The following is a 15,601-nucleotide window of genomic DNA, read 5'->3' on the forward strand; positions in this document are numbered from 1 at the left end:
AGCGCGGAGGGCCGCTCCCGGTCTGGGACCATACGCGAATCGGCAGCCGGCCCGCAGGGACGGCCCACGACGGCCCCGCGAACCGGGGGATAATATCCGCTTATGCCCCGAATATTGCGAGGCATCTCACAGCCCGGGAGCCGGAACCGCCCGGACCTGGCACAGTGGAGGGGGCGACCGGCTCCGGCCGCTCCCCCGTACAGGGCACGAACGGGAACCAAAGCCCCGTCCGGCGCGTTGGCTGTAGCAGCGAGGAGGAGATCGCATGACCTGCGACCATCTGGTGTGCGCCAACTGCAACGGCCGCGTCAGCGAGGGGCGTTGCCCGGTGTGCCGCGCCAACCGGGCCCGGCTGCAGGAGCAGCAGGGGCCGTTCGCCGCGCTCTCCCCCGCGATGCTGCTGGCCCTGCTGGCCGGGCTGCTCGCGGTGGCACTGATCGCCCGGCAGGCTTTCGCCTGAACCCGCCGACATGCACGAAGGGCCCCGACCACTGAGGTCGGGGCCCTTCGCCGTACGCCGCCGTCACGCGGCGTCCGCCGCTACTCGGCGCTGGTCTCGCGCTGCTTGCGCCACCGGATGCCGGCCTCGATGAAGCCGTCGATGTCGCCGTCCAGCACGGACTGCGGGTTGCCGGCCTCGTACGCCGTGCGCACGTCCTTGACCATCTGGTACGGGTGCAGCACGTAGGAGCGCATCTGGTTGCCCCAGGAGCTGCCGCTGTCCTTGAGGGCGTCCATCGCCGCCTTCTCCTCCTGGCGGCGCCGCTCCAGCAGCTTGGCCTGGAGGACGTTCATCGCGGACGCCTTGTTCTGGATCTGCGAGCGCTCGTTCTGGCAGGAGACCACGATGCCGGTCGGGAGGTGGGTGATGCGCACCGCCGAGTCGGTGGTGTTGACGCCCTGGCCACCCGGGCCGGACGCGCGGTAGACGTCCACGCGCAGCTCGCCCTCGTCGATGTCGACGTGGTCGGACTGCTCGACGACCGGGAGGACCTCGACCCCGGCGAAGGACGTCTGCCGGCGGCCCTGGTTGTCGAACGGCGAGATGCGGACCAGGCGGTGGGTGCCCTGCTCGACCGAGAGGGTGCCGTAGGCGTACGGCGCCTTCACGGTGAAGGTCGCCGACTTGATGCCGGCCTCTTCGGCGTACGAGGTGTCGTACACCTCGGTGGGGTACCCGTGCCGCTCGGCCCAGCGCAGGTACATGCGCATCAGCTGCTCGGCGAAGTCGGCGGCGTCCACGCCACCGGCCTCGGCGCGGATGTTGATCAGTGCCTCGCGGGCGTCGTACTCGCCGGACAGGAGGGTGCGGACCTCCAGTTCCTCGACGGCCTTCTGGAGGGAGCCGAGTTCGGCCTCGGCCTCGACGCGGGTGTCCGCGTCGTCCTCGGCCTCGGCGAGCTCGAACAGCACGCTCAGGTCGTCGATGCGGCTGCGCAGGCTCTCGACTCGGCGCAGCTCGCCCTGGAGGAAGGAGAGCCGGCTGGTCACCTTCTGCGCGTTCGCGACGTCGTCCCACAGGGTGGGGGCGGCTGCCTCCTCCTCCAGGACCGCGATGTCGGCCCGGATCTTGTCCAGGTCGAGGACGGCCTCGATCGACCCCATGGTCGTATCGAGGTTCTTGAGCTCTTCGGAAGGATCGACGGCTGCCACGCCCCCAGCGTAATGGTTCCGGGGGCGGTCATGGCGACACCCCCGTTCCGGAGGGGGCTACGGAGCCCGCGGGGCGGTGCCGTGCACGGTCGGACGGGCCGGGTGGCCGCGGTCCGGGGCGCCGGCCGCGAAGGCCGTCCAGGCAGCGGCGGCGCCCGCCAGCAGCAGGACGGTGGCCAGCAGGACGGCCAGCAGCCGACGGCGGCGCAGCAGCGCCTGGCGGTCCCGGCGGTGGCCGGGGGCGGTGCGCTGGGCGCGGGACTCGGCGGCGTACGCGGCTAGTTCCTCGGCGGACGGGCGGCGCAGGCTGGTGTGGGTGTCCCGGGTGGAGTCCGGGGCGGCGCCGGGGACCAGCGGGACGGCCGGGCCGCGGCGGCGCTTGTGGGTGCCCGGTCCGGCGTCGATCTCGGCGTAGACGGCCTCGCCCGGGGTCAGCTGCTCCTCGGCCGGGGCCCGGCCCTGGGTGGGCACGACCAGGACCGGCAGGCCGGCCAGGGAGGGCAGCTGCTCGCGCAGCCGGGCGGCCAGCTCGGCGGCGCGCAGCCGGGAGGCGGGGGCCTTGGCCAGGCACTCGGAGATGATCCGCCACAGCCCGTCCGGCAGGCCGGGGATCGGCGGGACCTGCTCGGTGACGTGCCGGCGCAGCACCGCGCCGGTGTGCCCGCCGCCGAAGGGGGTGAAGCCGGCCAGCAGCTCGTACAGGACGGTGGCGAGGGCGTAGATGTCGACGGCGGCGCGCGGTTCCAGGCCCTCGATGATCTCGGGGGCCAGGTAGTCGGGGGTGCCGATGATCCGGGTGGCCCTGGTGCGGCGCGGGGCGTCGACCAGGCGGGCCACGCCGAAGTCGGTGAGCTTGGCGCGCGGGGCGCCGCCGGGGCCGGGGGCGGCGGCGAGGTCGAGCAGGACGTTCTCCGGCTTGACGTCGCGGTGGACGATCCCGGCCGCGTGCGCGGCGGCCAGGCCGTCGGCGACGTCGGCGATGATCGAGGCGGCGGTCTGCGGCGGCAGCGCGCCGTCCCGCTCCAGCCGGGAGCGCAGGTCGGTGCCCTGGACCAGCTCCATCACCAGGGCGAGGTCGCTGCCGTCCACGACCATGTCGCGCACGCCGACCACCCGGGGGTGGTCGAGGCTGGTCAGCGCGGTGCGCTCCTGGACGAAGCGGCCGACCAGCACCTGGTCCGCGGCGAGGTCCTCGCGCAGCAGCTTGACCGCCACCGGGCCGTCCGGCCCCTCACCGAGCCAGACCGTCCCGGCCGAACCCCGGCCGATCACCTGGTGGACGGTGTACCGGCTGCCGATCTTGCGTGCCAATGCTGCTCCGTGGGCGGCGCGGGAGCACTCCGGGGGGTCCGGTGCGCTCGGTGGGGCGGGACAACAGCGACCAACCTACGCGCCCGGCGGCCCCGCGGGGCCGCCTGAGGGGCCCGGAACGGGAGTCTCGGGCAGGAAATCTCGTGAATTGTCGACAAAGCGTCAATCCTGCCGCCCGGGAGCGGAATCGGACCGGACCGGCGCCGACCGGGCCCGAACCGGAGGCCGGGCCGCGGCGGCGCTACGAGCCCACGACGCTCTGCACCCAGTCCCGCGCCGAGTCGTACCAGCCCACGACGTTGTCCCAGTAGTGCGGCAGCGGCGTGAAGTTCCACAGCGCCAGCGCGGCCACCGCGAGCACCAGCAGCACCATCAGACAGCCCTTGAGACAGCCGAGCCCCGGGATGTACATCCGGTTGCGGCTGCGCCGGCGCGGCTCGCGGGCCGGCGCGGGCTCGCGACGGGCCGCCTCGCGCGGCTCCTCGCGGCGCGGCGGAGCCTCCCGGTACTGCGGCGCGGGCGGCTCGGCCCGGCGCGGCACCGGCGCGGGCGGGTAGCCGCCCGGCCGGCCGTCGTAGCCGTCCGGGGCCTGCCGGTAGCCGCCCGGCGGCTGTGGCCGGCCGCCGGCCCGGCCGTCCCGGTCCGGTCGACCGCCCTGCCCCGACCCGGTGCCCTGCCCCGCCTGGTAGGGCGGCGGGGCCACCGGCGGGCGCTGCGCGTAGCCGGGCGGCGGCGGGGCCTGGCGGTAGCCGGCCGGCGGCTGCGGCCGGTAGCCCTGCGGCGGGTGGCCCTGCTGCGGGTGGCCGGGCCGCCCGCCCGGGGCGCCCTGGCCGGGCTGTCCGCCCGGTCCGGCCTGGTAGGGCGCCGGGGCGACCTGCGGCTCGCCGTACTCCTCGTAGTCCTCCGGGCCGAAGTAGCCGACCTGGGTCTGCTGGTTGCGGTCCCGGGCCGCGCGCAGCTGGGTCTGCCACGGGTGCGGCGCCTCCTCCTGCGGGGCGGGGGGCACGGCGGGCGGGGGCGGCGGCACGGCGGCGGGCGGCATCACCTGGGTGCGGTCCTGGGCGCCGAACGGCGGCGCGGGCGGCGGCTGGGTGCCCATCACCCGGGTCGCCGCGGCCGGGTCGTACTGCCCGGCGCCCGGGCCGCTCGCCGGCAGCACCCGGGTGCGGTCCTCGTCGCCCGTCGGCGCGCCGGGGACGGGCGGGACGGCGGTGGGCCGCGGGTCCGGGTGCAGCAGGGCGGCGACCGCCAGCGCATCGTCCACCGCCGCCGGGGAGGCGTGCACGCCGACCCCGGCCGCGACCACCCGCAGCGCGCGGGCCAGCGAGGTGGCACTCGGCCGCTGGGCCGGGTCCTTGCGCAGGCAGCGCTCGATCACCGTCCACAGCGGCTCGGGCATGGTGCTGGGCCGCTGCGGCTCCTGCGCCAGGTGGGCCTGGAGGACGGCGAGCGCGCTGTCGCCCTGGAACGGCTGGCGGCCGGTGACCAGCTCGTAGAGCATGATCCCGGCGCCGTACACGTCCACCGCGGAGGTCTGCGGGCGGCCCTCGGCGGACTCCGGTGCGACGTACGCGGGAGTGCCCACGAACTCGTGGGTGCGGGTGACGCCCGGGGAGTCGGCGAGGCGGGCGATGCCGAAGTCGGTGAGCATCGGGTGCATCTGCTCGGTGCCGTCCACGACCGTGGAGGCGAGCAGGACGTTGGCCGGCTTGAGGTCGCGGTGGACGATCCCGTCCGCGTGGCTGGCCGCCAGCGCGTCCGCGACCTGCGCCATCAGCAGGGCGCCCGCGATCGGGCTGAACGGGCCGTGGGCCCGCAGGTAGCGGGCCAGGTCGGGGCCGTCCACCAGGTCCATCACCAGCGCCAGCAGCTCGCCCTCGACGACCAGGTCGCGGACCCGGACGATGTTGGGGTGGGTCAGCCGCAGCAGCAGCGAGCGCTCGCGCAGGAAGCGCATCACGACGTCCGGGTCGGCCGCCAGCTCCTCGCGCAGCACCTTGATCGCCACCCGCTGCCCCGGCTCGCTGCCCGGCACCTGGGCGTCCTCACGGACCACGCCACGCCAGACGGTGCCGGTCGCACCCCGCCCGAGGGTCTCATCCAGCAGATATTTGCTGCCGACTGGCCGCACCTGTCGCACTCCTCGCCGTGCCGCCCGCGCGGGGCGCCCTCCGCCGGTGCGGTGGCCTGCCGGGCCCGTGTCTGCGGCCACTCTAACGGTGTCCGTTCGGGTTTTCGGGGTGACCGGCGGGGCATCCGAGCAGGGTTGGGGGACATCCCCTAGGGGAGTCCCCGGAGCAGGGCGGCGGCCCTGGTCAGGGGCCGACGGGGCACCGGTTGACCTGACCCACCGCCACCTCCACCATGGCGACGATCACAAGATCGTCAAATCCGGTACCGTGCGCGGACCGTCCGCGCCTGATGGCAGGATGGACACTCGCCACTCGTGTGGCCCAACGGGGCCGCCGCGGCCGCCCGGTGCGTCCACGACGGCGCCGGGCAGCGGTACCAGGCAGCCACATCAGCAGAAGGGACCCGCGGGCGAGATGCAGATCCGGCTGACCGTCCTCCGACCGCGCAGCGGCCCGACCGCCGCCGGCTCCGCCATCCCCTACGTCGACGTGCTGGTCACCGCGCCCGTCGGGACCGCGCTCGGTGCCATCGCGGGCGCCCTCGCGGGCGCCGTGGGCGTGCGCGGGCCGCGGGCCGCCACCCATGTGCACCTGTACGCCGGGGCACACCGGGTGGACGAGCACACCCTGCTCGGCCACCCCCCACTGCTCGACGGAGCCGTCCTCAGCCTCAACGAACCCGACCCGACCGCCGACGACCCCGACGACGCCCCCGCCGCCGAACTGCGCGTCGTCGGCGGCCCCGACGCCGGCGGCGTGCACCGGCTGCACGGCCGGGAGATCCGGGTCGGCCGCTCCGGCGAAGCCGACGTCCCGCTCGACGACCCGGACGTCTCCCGGCTCCACCTCGTCCTGCACCTCGCCGACGACGGCCGGATCTCCGTCCGCGACCTCGGCTCCACCAACGGCACCACCCTCGACGGCCGGCTCGTCCCACCCGGCCCGGCCGAAGCCGCCGTCCCCCTGGAACCCGGCGCCCTGCTGCGGATCGGCGAGTCCACCCTCCAGGTGGTCGCACCCGACCCGACCGCCGCCGGGCCCGTCCGCACCGCCCTGCCCGACGGCCACGGCCACCTCCAGCTCGCCGCCCCCGGCCCCGTCCGGCCCGCGCCGCCGCCGGCCGAACCCCCCACCGCCCCCGAGCCCGCGCCCGGCCGGGGCCGCGGCCTGTTCTCCCTGCTGCCCGGCCGCGCCGCCGAACCGCCCGGCCAGGAGAGCGCCGAACGCCACCACGCAGCGGTACGGCTGCGCCAGGCCGCCGCCCAGCGCGAGCGCTGGCCCGACCTCGCCACCCTGCTGCTCAACGCCGTCGGCCCCGGCCCCCGGCTGTGGGAGCGCGGCCCCGGCCACCCCGACGCGCTCACCCTGCGCCTCGGCACCGCCGACCGCCCCGGCGGGCCCGGCACCACACCCGGCGCGATGCTGACCGCCGTCCCCGTCACCCTCGACCTGCAGACCGCCGGCAGCCTCGGCCTCAGCGGCCCGCGCGAACGCCTCGACTCCCTCACCCGCGCCGTCGTCGCCCAGCTCGCCGCGCTGCACCCGCCGACCGGACTGAGCCTGGTCGTCGTCGACGCCGACCCGGCCCGCACCCCCGAGGAGCGCGTCGACACCTGGGCCTGGGCCCTGTGGCTGCCCCACCTGCGCCCGGTCGACGGCCAGGACTGCCGCCTGCTGATCGGCCTGGACGACGAACAGGCCACCGCCAGGCTGACCGAGCTCACCGCCCGGCTCAGCGGCCCGAGCGGCCTCGGCGGCCACCCCGCCACCGTCGTCGTGGTCGACGGCCGCCCGGCCACCGAGGCCGCCCGGCAGGCGCTCGACCTGCTGCTGCGCCAGGGCCCTGCGGTCGGCATCTTCCCGATCTGCCTCGCCGAGCAGCCCGAACTGCTCCCCCGGGGCCTCGGCGCCACCGCCCTGATCACCGGCGAAGTCGGCACCCAGCTGTCGCTCGACCGCCCGGTCGCCCGCGGCCGCGAGACCCTGCACGAGGTCTCGCTGGACGCCGTCTCCGACGCCTGGGCCGAACGGCTGGCCCGCGTCCTCGCCCCGCTGCACGAAGCCGTACCGGCCGCCCGCGGCCCGCTGCCCGACGCACTGCGCCTGCTCGACCTGCTGCAACTCGACACCGTCACCCCGGCCAAGCTCTCCGCCCGCTGGGCCGCACACGCAGGCGGCATCGGGGCCGCCACCGCGCTGCTCGGCACCACCCGGGACGAGCTGTGCACGCTCGACCTGGCCGACCCCGAGCTGTCCCTCCCCTCCCCCGACCCGGGCGGCCCGCACCTGCTGATCGGCGGTGCCCGCGGCTCCGGCAAGACCGAGCTGCTGCGCACCCTGGTCGCCTCGCTCGCCGTCTCCGAACGCCCCGAACTGCTGGCCGTCACCCTCGTCGAGGGCCGGGCCACCGAGGACGGCCTGGACGGCTGCACCGAACTGCCGCACGTCACCGGCCTGGTGAACGCCGCCACCGACCCCCGCGCCGCCCTGCTCGCCGCCGAGGCACTGGAAGACGAACTCGCCCTGCGGGAGCGGCTGTTCGACGGCCTGGACTTCGCCTCCTGGCACGCCACGCGCATCCTCGACGACCAGCACGGCCTGGGCACGCAACGCAGCCTCCACGGCGAGGGAGCGGACGCCGTACCGGTGCCCGCCACCGTCGGAGCCCCGGCCCCCTCCGCCGCGCCGACCACCCGCATCATCCCGCCGCGCAGCGGCGAGGGCGGCCCCCGCCCCGCCCCGACACCCACCCCCGCGACACCCGTCCCGGCCCGGCTGGTCGTCGTCGTCGACGACTACGACGCCCTGCTCTCCCCCACCTCACCGGCCGGCCGGCCGCTCGCCCGCGCCCTGTCCGCCGTCGCCCGCCGCGGCGGCCCGCTCGGCATCCACCTCGCCGTCGCCACCGGCCGCCCGGAGGACAGCGCCGGCACCGAGGTGGACGAGGCCGCCCTGCTCCGCATCGCGCTGCGCACCGACGACCCGGCCGACTCCGACCTGCTGATCCACCTCGGCGACGCGGCCGCCCTCCCCGAGGACACCCCGGGCCGCGGCTACCTGCGGCTGCCCGACGGCGGCGTCACCGCCTTCCAGACCGCCCGGATCAGCGGCCGGATCCCGCGCACCGCCACCCTGCGCCCGACCGTGGTCGCGATAGATCCCCTCCAACTCGGCGCCCCGCCCGCCCGCCGGCCCGTCCGCGAACTCGGCAACGGCCCCACCGACCTCGCCCTCCTCGCCAGCGCCCTCCAACGCGCCGCCGCCCGCTGACGCCGACCACGCGGCCCCCGGCCGGGGGCCGCCGGAGCAGCCGGAACCACGGCCGATCGGCATTCGCGCCGCTCGTCTCCGCGGCTGCTCCCCGGTGCGCCGTGCGCCGTCCGCCGCTCCCCCGAGCGGCGGACGGAAGACGCCGGACACGGACCGGCCGACGGCGGTACGGCCGCGGGCGGGAGGAACGCCCGGTCAGTGCGCCTGGGGCCGGTCGGCGAGGTTGCGGGCGTAGTGCGCGGCGGCGAGGACGGAGGCCATCAGCTCGGAGTCGAGCACCGAGGCGTCGGCGAGCCGGGTGGCCGCCGCGTGGGAGGCGAGCAGCGTCTTGGTGACCCGCAGCGCGGCCTCGGGCCGCCGGGTGACCGGCCTGACCCACTCGGCGACCGCCCCGTCCAGGTCCTGCTCGGGGACGACGCGCTGCAGGATGGCGAGCTCCCGTGCCTCCACCGCGCCGACCGGGCGGCTGGTGAGGATGATCTCGCGGACCCGGGCGGCGCCGACCTCGTGGATCAGGCGGGGCAGCAGGCCGCCCCAGGCGACGGGCAGGCCGAGGGCCAGCTCGGGCAGCCGGAAGACGGCGTTGTCGGCGCCGACCCGCAGGTCGCAGGCCAGCGCGAGGGCGAAGCCGGCGCCGGTCGCCCGGCCCTGGACCCGGGCCACGGTCACGGCGGGGCTGGCGGTGAGCGCCTCGCAGACCCGGCGGGCCTTGTCCCCGTAGCTGCGGATGCCGCCGCCGGTCGGGTCCTCGTCGAGGCCCGCGGTGAGCGCCTCGCGGTCGCCGCCGAGGCAGAAGTCCCGGCCGGCTCCGGACAGCACGATCACCCGCACGGCCGGGTCGGGCGCGGCCAGGACGGCGAGGAGCTCGTCCAGCATGGCGACGGTGACGGCGTTGCCGGTCGCCGGGCTGTCCAGCTCCACGTGGAGCACCGGCCCGCGGCGCTCGGCACGCACCGTACGGGCCGCTGCGGGAGCGGTGACGGCCTGGGCCTGAACCTGGGCCTGGGCCTGGGCCTGGGCCTGAGTCTGAGCATGGGCCTGGGGAGCGGGCCCCGGAGCGGGCTCGGCGTACGCGTGCGGGAGGTACGTCGGCTGCGCCACGTGCGGAGGGTACTGCGGCACCTGGGGGATCTGCTGGGCCTGCGGCACCTGCGCTGTCTGCGCTGCCTGCGCTGCCTGCGCTGCCTGCGGTGAAACGTTCATGCGGCCACTCTCAAGGACGTCACCCGGTGGAAGACCATGCGGGGTGCGTACTCGGGCGGGCTCGCCGCCCGCAGGGTCGGGAAGCGCCGCAGCAGTTGGCCGAGCAGCGCCCGGGCCTCCAGCCTGGCCAAGCCCGCGCCGAGGCAGTAGTGGGCGCCGCCCCCGAAGGTGAGGTGGCTGCCCCGGCGGAGCACGTCGAAGGCGTGCGGGTCCGGGTTTCGGCGCGGATCGCGGTTCGCCGCGCCGTACATCACGTGGACCATGGTGTCCTTGGGGACGAACACCCCGGCCAGCTCGGTGTCCTCGCCCGCGACGCGGCTGTTCACGCGGATCGGCGGGTCGTGGCGCAGGGTCTCGTCGATCGCGGCGTCGATGTACTCCGGCCGCTTGCGCAGCCACTCCCACCGGCCGGGCGAGCGCAGCAGCGACCAGACCAGCGAGGAGAGCATCGTCGCCGTGGTCTCCAGCGAGGCGATGGTGACGAACATGGTGAGCTGGTAGACCATCCGGTCGGTGGCCTCGCGGGCGGGCTCCAGCGCGTCCCAGGTGCGGATCCAGCCGGCGACCACGTCGTCGCCGTCGCGGTCGCGGCGCTCCCTGACGAGGCGGGTGAAGTACCGGCGAAGGTCCGCGGTGGCCTGCTCCGAGACCGCCAACTGGCTCTTCGTGGGCAGCAGTTCCTGGGCGTGCACCTGGTTGTGGGTCATCGTCAGGATGTGCGGGTAGTCCTCCGGCGGGAGGCCCAGCCAGCGCCCGATGGTGCCGATCGGCAGCTGCTCGCCGACCACGGCGGCGAAGTCCGCCACGCCGTCCGTCCGTATTCGCTCGGAGAGGCGGTCGAGCAGCCCGGTGACGTCGGCCTCGATGTGCGGCGTCAGGTCCAGCAGGGTGTTGCGGTCGAAGAGGTTCCCGAGGCTGCGCCGCTGCCGGGTGTGTTCGGGGGCGTTGAGCCGGGAGAGGGTACGGCTCATCTCCTGGGTGGCGACGGCCTCCCAGCGCTCCGTCCCGGTCTGCCGCGCCTGCCAGGCGAAGTCGGGGACGAGCCAGGTCCTGCCGCGCAGGACCTGGTCGCACGCGTCGTAGCCGGTGACCAGGTAACCGCCCCAGGGCGCCGGGACGAGGTCGCCCAGCGCCCTCAGCTCGTCGTAGACCGGGCCCGGGTCGGCGAGCCCCTCGGCCGACCGCAGCCGCCGCAGGAGCGGTACGGCCGCACGGCGGTCGACCCTTCCGCGTGGGCTCTCCGGATCCGCGGGGCGGGCTTCCAACATGGCGGTCACACGGGGCTCCTCGACTCGACGCGCGGGCGGGCAGTACGGCGGCGACCTACCCAGCAACAGCGCGCTCAAGCGTCAATCCGTGTTTCCCCCGTCACGTCCCGCACGGCCGTCGTGCGCCGTTCACCCCGCGGCGACCGGACGACTTCCGACGACCCGACGGCGCCACCACCCCACGGCCCGACGGCCCGTCAACGCGACGGGCCGTCACCCGTCCCCCGTCGGGCCCCGGGCCGTGGCGGCTCCGGTCACAGCCGGAACACGTCCAGGAAGGAGCTCCACCAGCCCTTCTTCTGCGGGGCCCGGCCGGGCGCGGGGGCGGTGGTGGCCTGCGGGTACGCCTGCGCGGTCTCGGAGCCGCCCGGCGAGCGGTCGGACGGTCCGGCCGGCGCGGTGTCCGCGCCCGCGCCCGCGCCCGGCACGGTGGTGCGGGCGGCCACCGGGCTGAACCGCACCGGCAGCGAGACCAGGCCGCGCTGGAACGGGCCCGGCCGCCACTCCACGCTCTCCGCGGGCACCGCGAGGACGACGTCGGGCAGCGCGTTGAGCAGGCACTCGATCGCACTCAGGGCGATCAGCTGGGCCGGGGACTTGGCCGGGCAGGCGTGCGGTCCCGCGCCCCAGGCCAGGTGGGCTCCCTTGCTGAGGGTCAGCCGGGCGTCGGTCAGCGCCGGGTCGCTGTTGGCGGCGGCGAAGCTGATCACCACCGGGCTGCCCGCGTCTATCGGGACGCCGCCCAGGTCGAGGTCCTGCATCGGGTAGTGCGTCGCGTAGTTGGCGATCGGCGGGTTGTTCCACAGCACGTCGTCGAGGGCTTCCTCGATGCGCAGCCCGGGACCGCCCTCGCCGGACAGCAGCAGGAGCAGGGCGTTGCCTATCAGGTTGCGCTCGGGTTCGACGCCGGCGCCCATCAGCATGACCAGCTGGTCCTTGAGCTCCTCGTCCCGCAGGCCGGCCGGGTGCTGGATGAGCCACGAGGTGATGTCGTCACCGGGCTGGCGGCGCTTGAGCGCGACCAGGTCCATCAGGCAGGAGGTCAGCTCCTCGTTGGCCTCGATCACGTCGAGGCCGTCGAAGAGGGCGGACATGCTGCGGGTCAGCCGGTCGCCGATGTCGGCCGGGCAGCCGAACAGCTGGTTGAACAGCAGCAGCGGCAGCAGCTTGGCGTAGTCGTTGAGCAGGTCGGCCCGGCCCAGCGGGCCGAACTGGTCGATCAGGTAGCCGGCGATCCGCTCGACGTGCCGGTTGAGCCGGTTGTCGTTGAGCCGCTCCAGGCTCTCGGTGACGGCCTTGCGCAGCCGCAGGTGCTCGGCGCCGTCCGTGAAGAGGCAGTTGGGCCGGTAGAACATCATCGGCAGGACGGGGCTGTCCATCGGCACCCGGCCCTCGTTCAGCGCCGCCCAGCGCCGCGAGTCCCGGGCGAACATCCCGGGGTTCTGGAGCACCCGCCGCGCGGCCTCGTGCGAGGTGACCAGGGTGGCGTCCACGCCCGGGGCCAGCTCCACCGGGGCGGCGGGTCCGTGGGCGCGCAGCTTGTCGTAGACCGCGTCGGGGTCGGCCGAGAACATCTCCCCGTAGAGCGGTGTGCTCACGCCGACGTGCATCGGGCAGCCCGGCGGGGCCGACTGCGGGGCGGGGCGCTGCGGAGAATCCATGGGTCGTTCCTTGGAGGTGGCCCCGGGCGGGTGCGGACCCGGGAGGGTTCGGGGGAGGAGGGCGTGGGGGAGGTCGGGAGGCGCGGGGTCGGTGAGCGCGGGGGTCGGGAGCGCCGGGGTCGGGAGGCGCCGGGTCAGGAGGCGCGGGCGAGCAGGTGCCGGACGAGCGTCAGCAGGGCGTTCGCCGACGAGCGCTGGTCCCGCGCGTCGCAGAACACCACCGGGGTGTGCGGCAGCAGGTCGAGGGCCTCGCGCAGCTGGTCCTCGGTGTAGTCGCTCTTCCGGTCGAAGCTGTTGACCGCGACGGCGTACTCCAGGCCGTACTGCTCGATCAGGTCGATGACGGGGAAGGTGTCCGCGAGGCGGGTCGGGTCGGCCAGCAGCAGTGCGCCCAGCGCTCCCCTCGCCATGTCCTCCCAGAGCTGCATGAACCGCTGCTGCCCCGGCGTGCCGAACAGGTACAGCACCAGGTCGTCGCCGAGCGTCAGCCGGCCGAAGTCGAGGGCGACGGTCGTGGTCTTCTTGTCCGGTACGCCGCGCAGGTCGTCGACGTGGGTGGACGCCTGCGTCATGCTCTCCTCGGTGCTCAGCGGGGCGATCTCGGACAGCGCCCCGATGAGGGTGGTCTTGCCGACCGCGAAGTGCCCCACGACCAGGATCTTGACGGCGGTCGTCACCGCGCCCGGGACGTAGATGTCCTCAGGCGAACCGGCGTTGAAGTCCATGCAGCACCTTCTCTAGAAGTCTCAGATCCGGGGCCTGGGCCGGCGCCGGGGCCGACCGGCGCAGCAGCCGCCCCTCCCGGATCAGGTCCGTCAGCAGCAGCCTCACGACCCCCACCGGAAGCTCCAGCCGTGCCGCGACCTCGGCCACCGAGAGGTAGCCGCCGGAGCACAGCTCCCAGATCGCCCGGGTCTCCGGGCTCGGCAGGGTGGGGAGGTCCTGCTCGGGCGCGACGGTGACCAAGGTGATCAGAGACAGGTCGTCCGCACTCGGTAAGTCGCGCCCGCCGGTGATGACGTAGGAGCGGATGAAGCCCCCCGTGACCCGCTGTTCCTCGCCGCCGCCGGTCATGAGCCGCTGAGCGTGCTCTGCCGCGGCGCCGCCGACATCGCCCGTCCGAGTGCGCCGACCTGCTGCTGCATCCGGAAGGACATCGCCTCCATGTCGACGTCGGGGGCGGTGGAGGCCGCCAGGTACGCGCCGCTGCCGGCCGCGATCAGGAAGATCCAGCCGTGGTCGTACTCCAGGAGGGTCTGCCTCCAGACTCCGCCGCCTCCGCCGCCTCCGCCGACGAACGGGGCGACCGCGCGGCTCAGCGACTGCATCGAGCTCATCGCGGCGGCGTTGGTCTCCGCCTCGTCACGGCCTATGTCGCTGGACCGTTCGAGCAGGAGGCCGTCCGCGGAGACGAGGATGGCGTGCCGGGCGCCGGGTATCTGGAGTACGTCGTTGAGCACCCAGGAAAGATCACGGCTCACTGGATCTCGGTTCCTTCCGTGGTCATGGTGGTGCGCCCGGACAGCGTGCCGCGCTGGAACGCGCCGAGGCGGGACGGCGTGTGCTGGCCGGTGCCGCGCACGGGGAGTTCCGCGGGCCGGCCGGACTCCTCGGGCCGGCCCGGTTCCCCGGCCCGGTCGGGCTCCTGGGGCGCCGGAACGACCGACACGGGGCGCTGGCGGCGGCGTCGGGGCAGCTGCCCGTCGGCGGTCATCTCGGGTGCCGCCGTCGCGGCCTGCGGCGCCGGCACCGGGGCCAGGGGCGCCGGCGGTTCGGACAGCGACACCAGCCGTTGGCCGGGGGACTGCGTCCACGCCTGCGCGGGCTGCTGCTCGGCCGGCTCCGCCCGGTAGTCGGACCGGTAGTCGGTGTGCCCGGTGACGGCCGGGGCCGGGGCCGCGACCTCGCTGCTGAGCAGCTCGGTCGGCAGCAGCACCACGGCGCGCACGCCCCCGTACGGGGAGACCGAGTCGACGGAGACCCGGAAGCCGTAGCGGGCGGCCAGCAGGCCGGAGACGGCGAAGCCGAACTTGGGCGGGTTGCCCAGGCTGGTGAGGCTGATCGGTGCGCCCGGGTTCAGGAGCGCCGCGGCGCGGTCCTTCTCCTCCTGGCCCATGCCGAGGCCGGCGTCGTCGACGATCAGGCAGACGCCGGTGGGGACGGCCTGGACGCTGACCTCCACCGGGGTGTCGGGGGCGGAGTAGTTGGTCGCGTTGGCGAGCAGCTCGGACAGCACGACGGCGACCGGCTCGACGACCTTGCTGACGAGCGAGACGTTGACCCGGGAGTGGATCCGTACCCGGTCGAAGTGCCGGATCCGGCCCTGCGCGCTGCGGGCCACGTCGAAGACCGAGGCGACGCTCTCCCGGCGCCCCAGCCAGCCGCCGCAGAGCACCGCGATGCCCTGGGCGCGCCGGCCGAACTGGCTGTTGGTGTGGTCGACCGTCATCAGGTCGGCCAGGATCTGCGGGCTGTCGCCGTACTTCCGCTGCACCTTCTCGATGACGACCTGCTGTTCGTCGGCCAAGCCCTGCAGCGTCCGCATCGCCGCCTTGAGGACGGCCTTGGTGTCCTCCTCGGCGTCCCGGCGCACGTCCGTCAGTTCGGCGGCGTGCCGGCCCCGAAGGCGGTCGTGCTGCGCGGCGAGCTCGTCGCGCTGGTGCTGCGCCAGGGCGACCGCCTCTTCGAGGGAGGCGTTGCGCCGCCGCAGGGCGAGGTTCGTCCTACGGGCTTGGACGGCCGCTCCGACGGCTGCGAGCATCACCACGATGAAGACCCAGAAAAAGGGTTCCTGCACAAATGTCGTCATGAAACTCTCTTCAGGTGGCATCGCGCGGAGCCGGTCCGGGCTCCCGTGCGCGAACGGGACTGGCAGCCTGTACCTCTCCGAAAGGGCCCCTGATGTCACATCACATCGGGGTGCTCTCCGGCGCGAGACCTGCGGCAACGCCTATCGCGGGGTCAGCCTACTGCAACTCCTGCCTCGTCAGAACAGTGACCAAAAAGGGCAGTTGGGGCGAACTTCCACGACCCGTCAGGAACTCTGTCGGGAATTGGCGGAGTTCGTGACGGCTCGTTAACCGCGAGGACGCCTGGCGGCAGT

At 75.0% G+C, this 15,601-nt stretch carries 12 protein-coding genes; 2 read left to right on the forward strand and 10 right to left on the reverse strand.

What is annotated here, in order from left to right; genetic code table 11:
• Positions 1-265 precede the first annotated feature (265 nt).
• Complete coding sequence (locus tag IF30_RS0126295; protein ID WP_030243004.1) at positions 266-460, forward strand: hypothetical protein; 195 nt, start codon at positions 266-268, stop codon at positions 458-460.
• An 80-nt stretch (positions 461-540) separates the two neighbouring features.
• Here IF30_RS0126295 and prfB read toward each other — a convergent pair whose 3' ends face one another.
• From prfB to IF30_RS0126310, 3 genes are all read right to left on the reverse strand, one after another.
• Entirely contained in the window at positions 541-1,653 is a 1,113-nt protein-coding gene (gene prfB / locus IF30_RS0126300) for a peptide chain release factor 2 (RefSeq protein ID WP_030243006.1), read from the reverse strand.
• A gap of 57 nt (positions 1,654-1,710) precedes the next feature.
• Positions 1,711-2,964 (reverse strand): serine/threonine-protein kinase, encoded by a 1,254-nt coding sequence (locus IF30_RS0126305; protein ID WP_030243008.1) that lies wholly within the window; start codon positions 2,962-2,964, stop codon positions 1,711-1,713.
• A 241-nt stretch (positions 2,965-3,205) separates the two neighbouring features.
• A complete protein-coding gene (locus IF30_RS0126310) occupies positions 3,206-5,095 on the reverse strand; it encodes a serine/threonine-protein kinase (protein ID WP_030243014.1) in 1,890 nt (629 codons plus the stop codon).
• A 415-nt stretch (positions 5,096-5,510) separates the two neighbouring features.
• Between IF30_RS0126310 and IF30_RS0126315 the strand changes: the two genes are divergently transcribed.
• On the forward strand, positions 5,511-8,366 hold the full coding sequence (locus tag IF30_RS0126315) for an FtsK/SpoIIIE domain-containing protein (RefSeq protein ID WP_030243016.1): 2,856 nt from the start codon (positions 5,511-5,513) through the stop codon (positions 8,364-8,366).
• Positions 8,367-8,561: 195 nt separating this feature from the next.
• On the opposite strand, the gene IF30_RS0126320 is transcribed toward IF30_RS0126315, so the two are convergent.
• The 7 genes from IF30_RS0126320 to IF30_RS0126350 all read right to left on the reverse strand — a co-directional run bounded on the left by IF30_RS0126320 (position 8,562) and on the right by IF30_RS0126350 (position 15,307).
• On the reverse strand, positions 8,562-9,320 hold the full coding sequence (locus tag IF30_RS0126320; RefSeq protein WP_051711192.1) for an enoyl-CoA hydratase/isomerase family protein: 759 nt from the start codon (positions 9,318-9,320) through the stop codon (positions 8,562-8,564).
• Between the two features lie 245 nt (positions 9,321-9,565).
• The gene (locus IF30_RS0126325; protein ID WP_030243020.1) at positions 9,566-10,699 is read right to left on the reverse strand and encodes a cytochrome P450; all 1,134 of its coding nucleotides are present in this window, start codon (positions 10,697-10,699) and stop codon (positions 9,566-9,568) included.
• A 392-nt stretch (positions 10,700-11,091) separates the two neighbouring features.
• Complete coding sequence (locus tag IF30_RS0126330; RefSeq protein WP_030243023.1) at positions 11,092-12,498, reverse strand: cytochrome P450; 1,407 nt, start codon at positions 12,496-12,498, stop codon at positions 11,092-11,094.
• Positions 12,499-12,632: 134 nt separating this feature from the next.
• Positions 12,633-13,223, reverse strand: coding sequence for a GTP-binding protein (locus IF30_RS0126335; RefSeq protein WP_030243025.1), 591 nt, complete (start codon positions 13,221-13,223; stop codon positions 12,633-12,635).
• Positions 13,198-13,572, reverse strand: coding sequence for a DUF742 domain-containing protein (locus IF30_RS0126340; RefSeq protein WP_030243027.1), 375 nt, complete (start codon positions 13,570-13,572; stop codon positions 13,198-13,200). Before IF30_RS0126340 ends, IF30_RS0126335 begins: the two co-directional genes overlap by 26 nt.
• Complete coding sequence (locus IF30_RS0126345) at positions 13,569-13,979, reverse strand: roadblock/LC7 domain-containing protein (RefSeq protein ID WP_030243029.1); 411 nt, start codon at positions 13,977-13,979, stop codon at positions 13,569-13,571. Before IF30_RS0126345 ends, IF30_RS0126340 begins: the two co-directional genes overlap by 4 nt.
• Positions 13,976-15,307: an ATP-binding protein gene (locus IF30_RS0126350; RefSeq protein WP_030243031.1), complete on the reverse strand. Its 1,332-nt coding sequence runs from the start codon at positions 15,305-15,307 to the stop codon at positions 13,976-13,978. Before IF30_RS0126350 ends, IF30_RS0126345 begins: the two co-directional genes overlap by 4 nt.
• Positions 15,308-15,601 lie beyond the last annotated feature (294 nt).

The sequence above is a fragment of the Streptomyces sp. NRRL S-350 genome, from assembly GCF_000719705.1.
Taxonomy (GTDB): Bacteria; Actinomycetota; Actinomycetes; order Streptomycetales; family Streptomycetaceae; genus Kitasatospora.

Bases quoted from the DNA above. Each gene is read 5' to 3' on its own strand.
- IF30_RS0126295 (WP_030243004.1), top strand. From the start codon at position 266: ATGACCTGCGACCATCTGGTGTGCGCCAACTGCAACGGCCGCGTCAGC.
- IF30_RS0126315 (WP_030243016.1), top strand. From the start codon at position 5,511: ATGCAGATCCGGCTGACCGTCCTCCGACCGCGCAGCGGCCCGACCGCC.
- IF30_RS0126330 (WP_030243023.1), bottom strand. From the start codon at position 12,498: ATGGATTCTCCGCAGCGCCCCGCCCCGCAGTCGGCCCCGCCGGGCTGC.
- IF30_RS0126335 (WP_030243025.1), bottom strand. From the start codon at position 13,223: ATGGACTTCAACGCCGGTTCGCCTGAGGACATCTACGTCCCGGGCGCG.
- IF30_RS0126340 (WP_030243027.1), bottom strand. From the start codon at position 13,572: ATGACCGGCGGCGGCGAGGAACAGCGGGTCACGGGGGGCTTCATCCGC.
- IF30_RS0126350 (WP_030243031.1), bottom strand. From the start codon at position 15,307: ATGACGACATTTGTGCAGGAACCCTTTTTCTGGGTCTTCATCGTGGTG.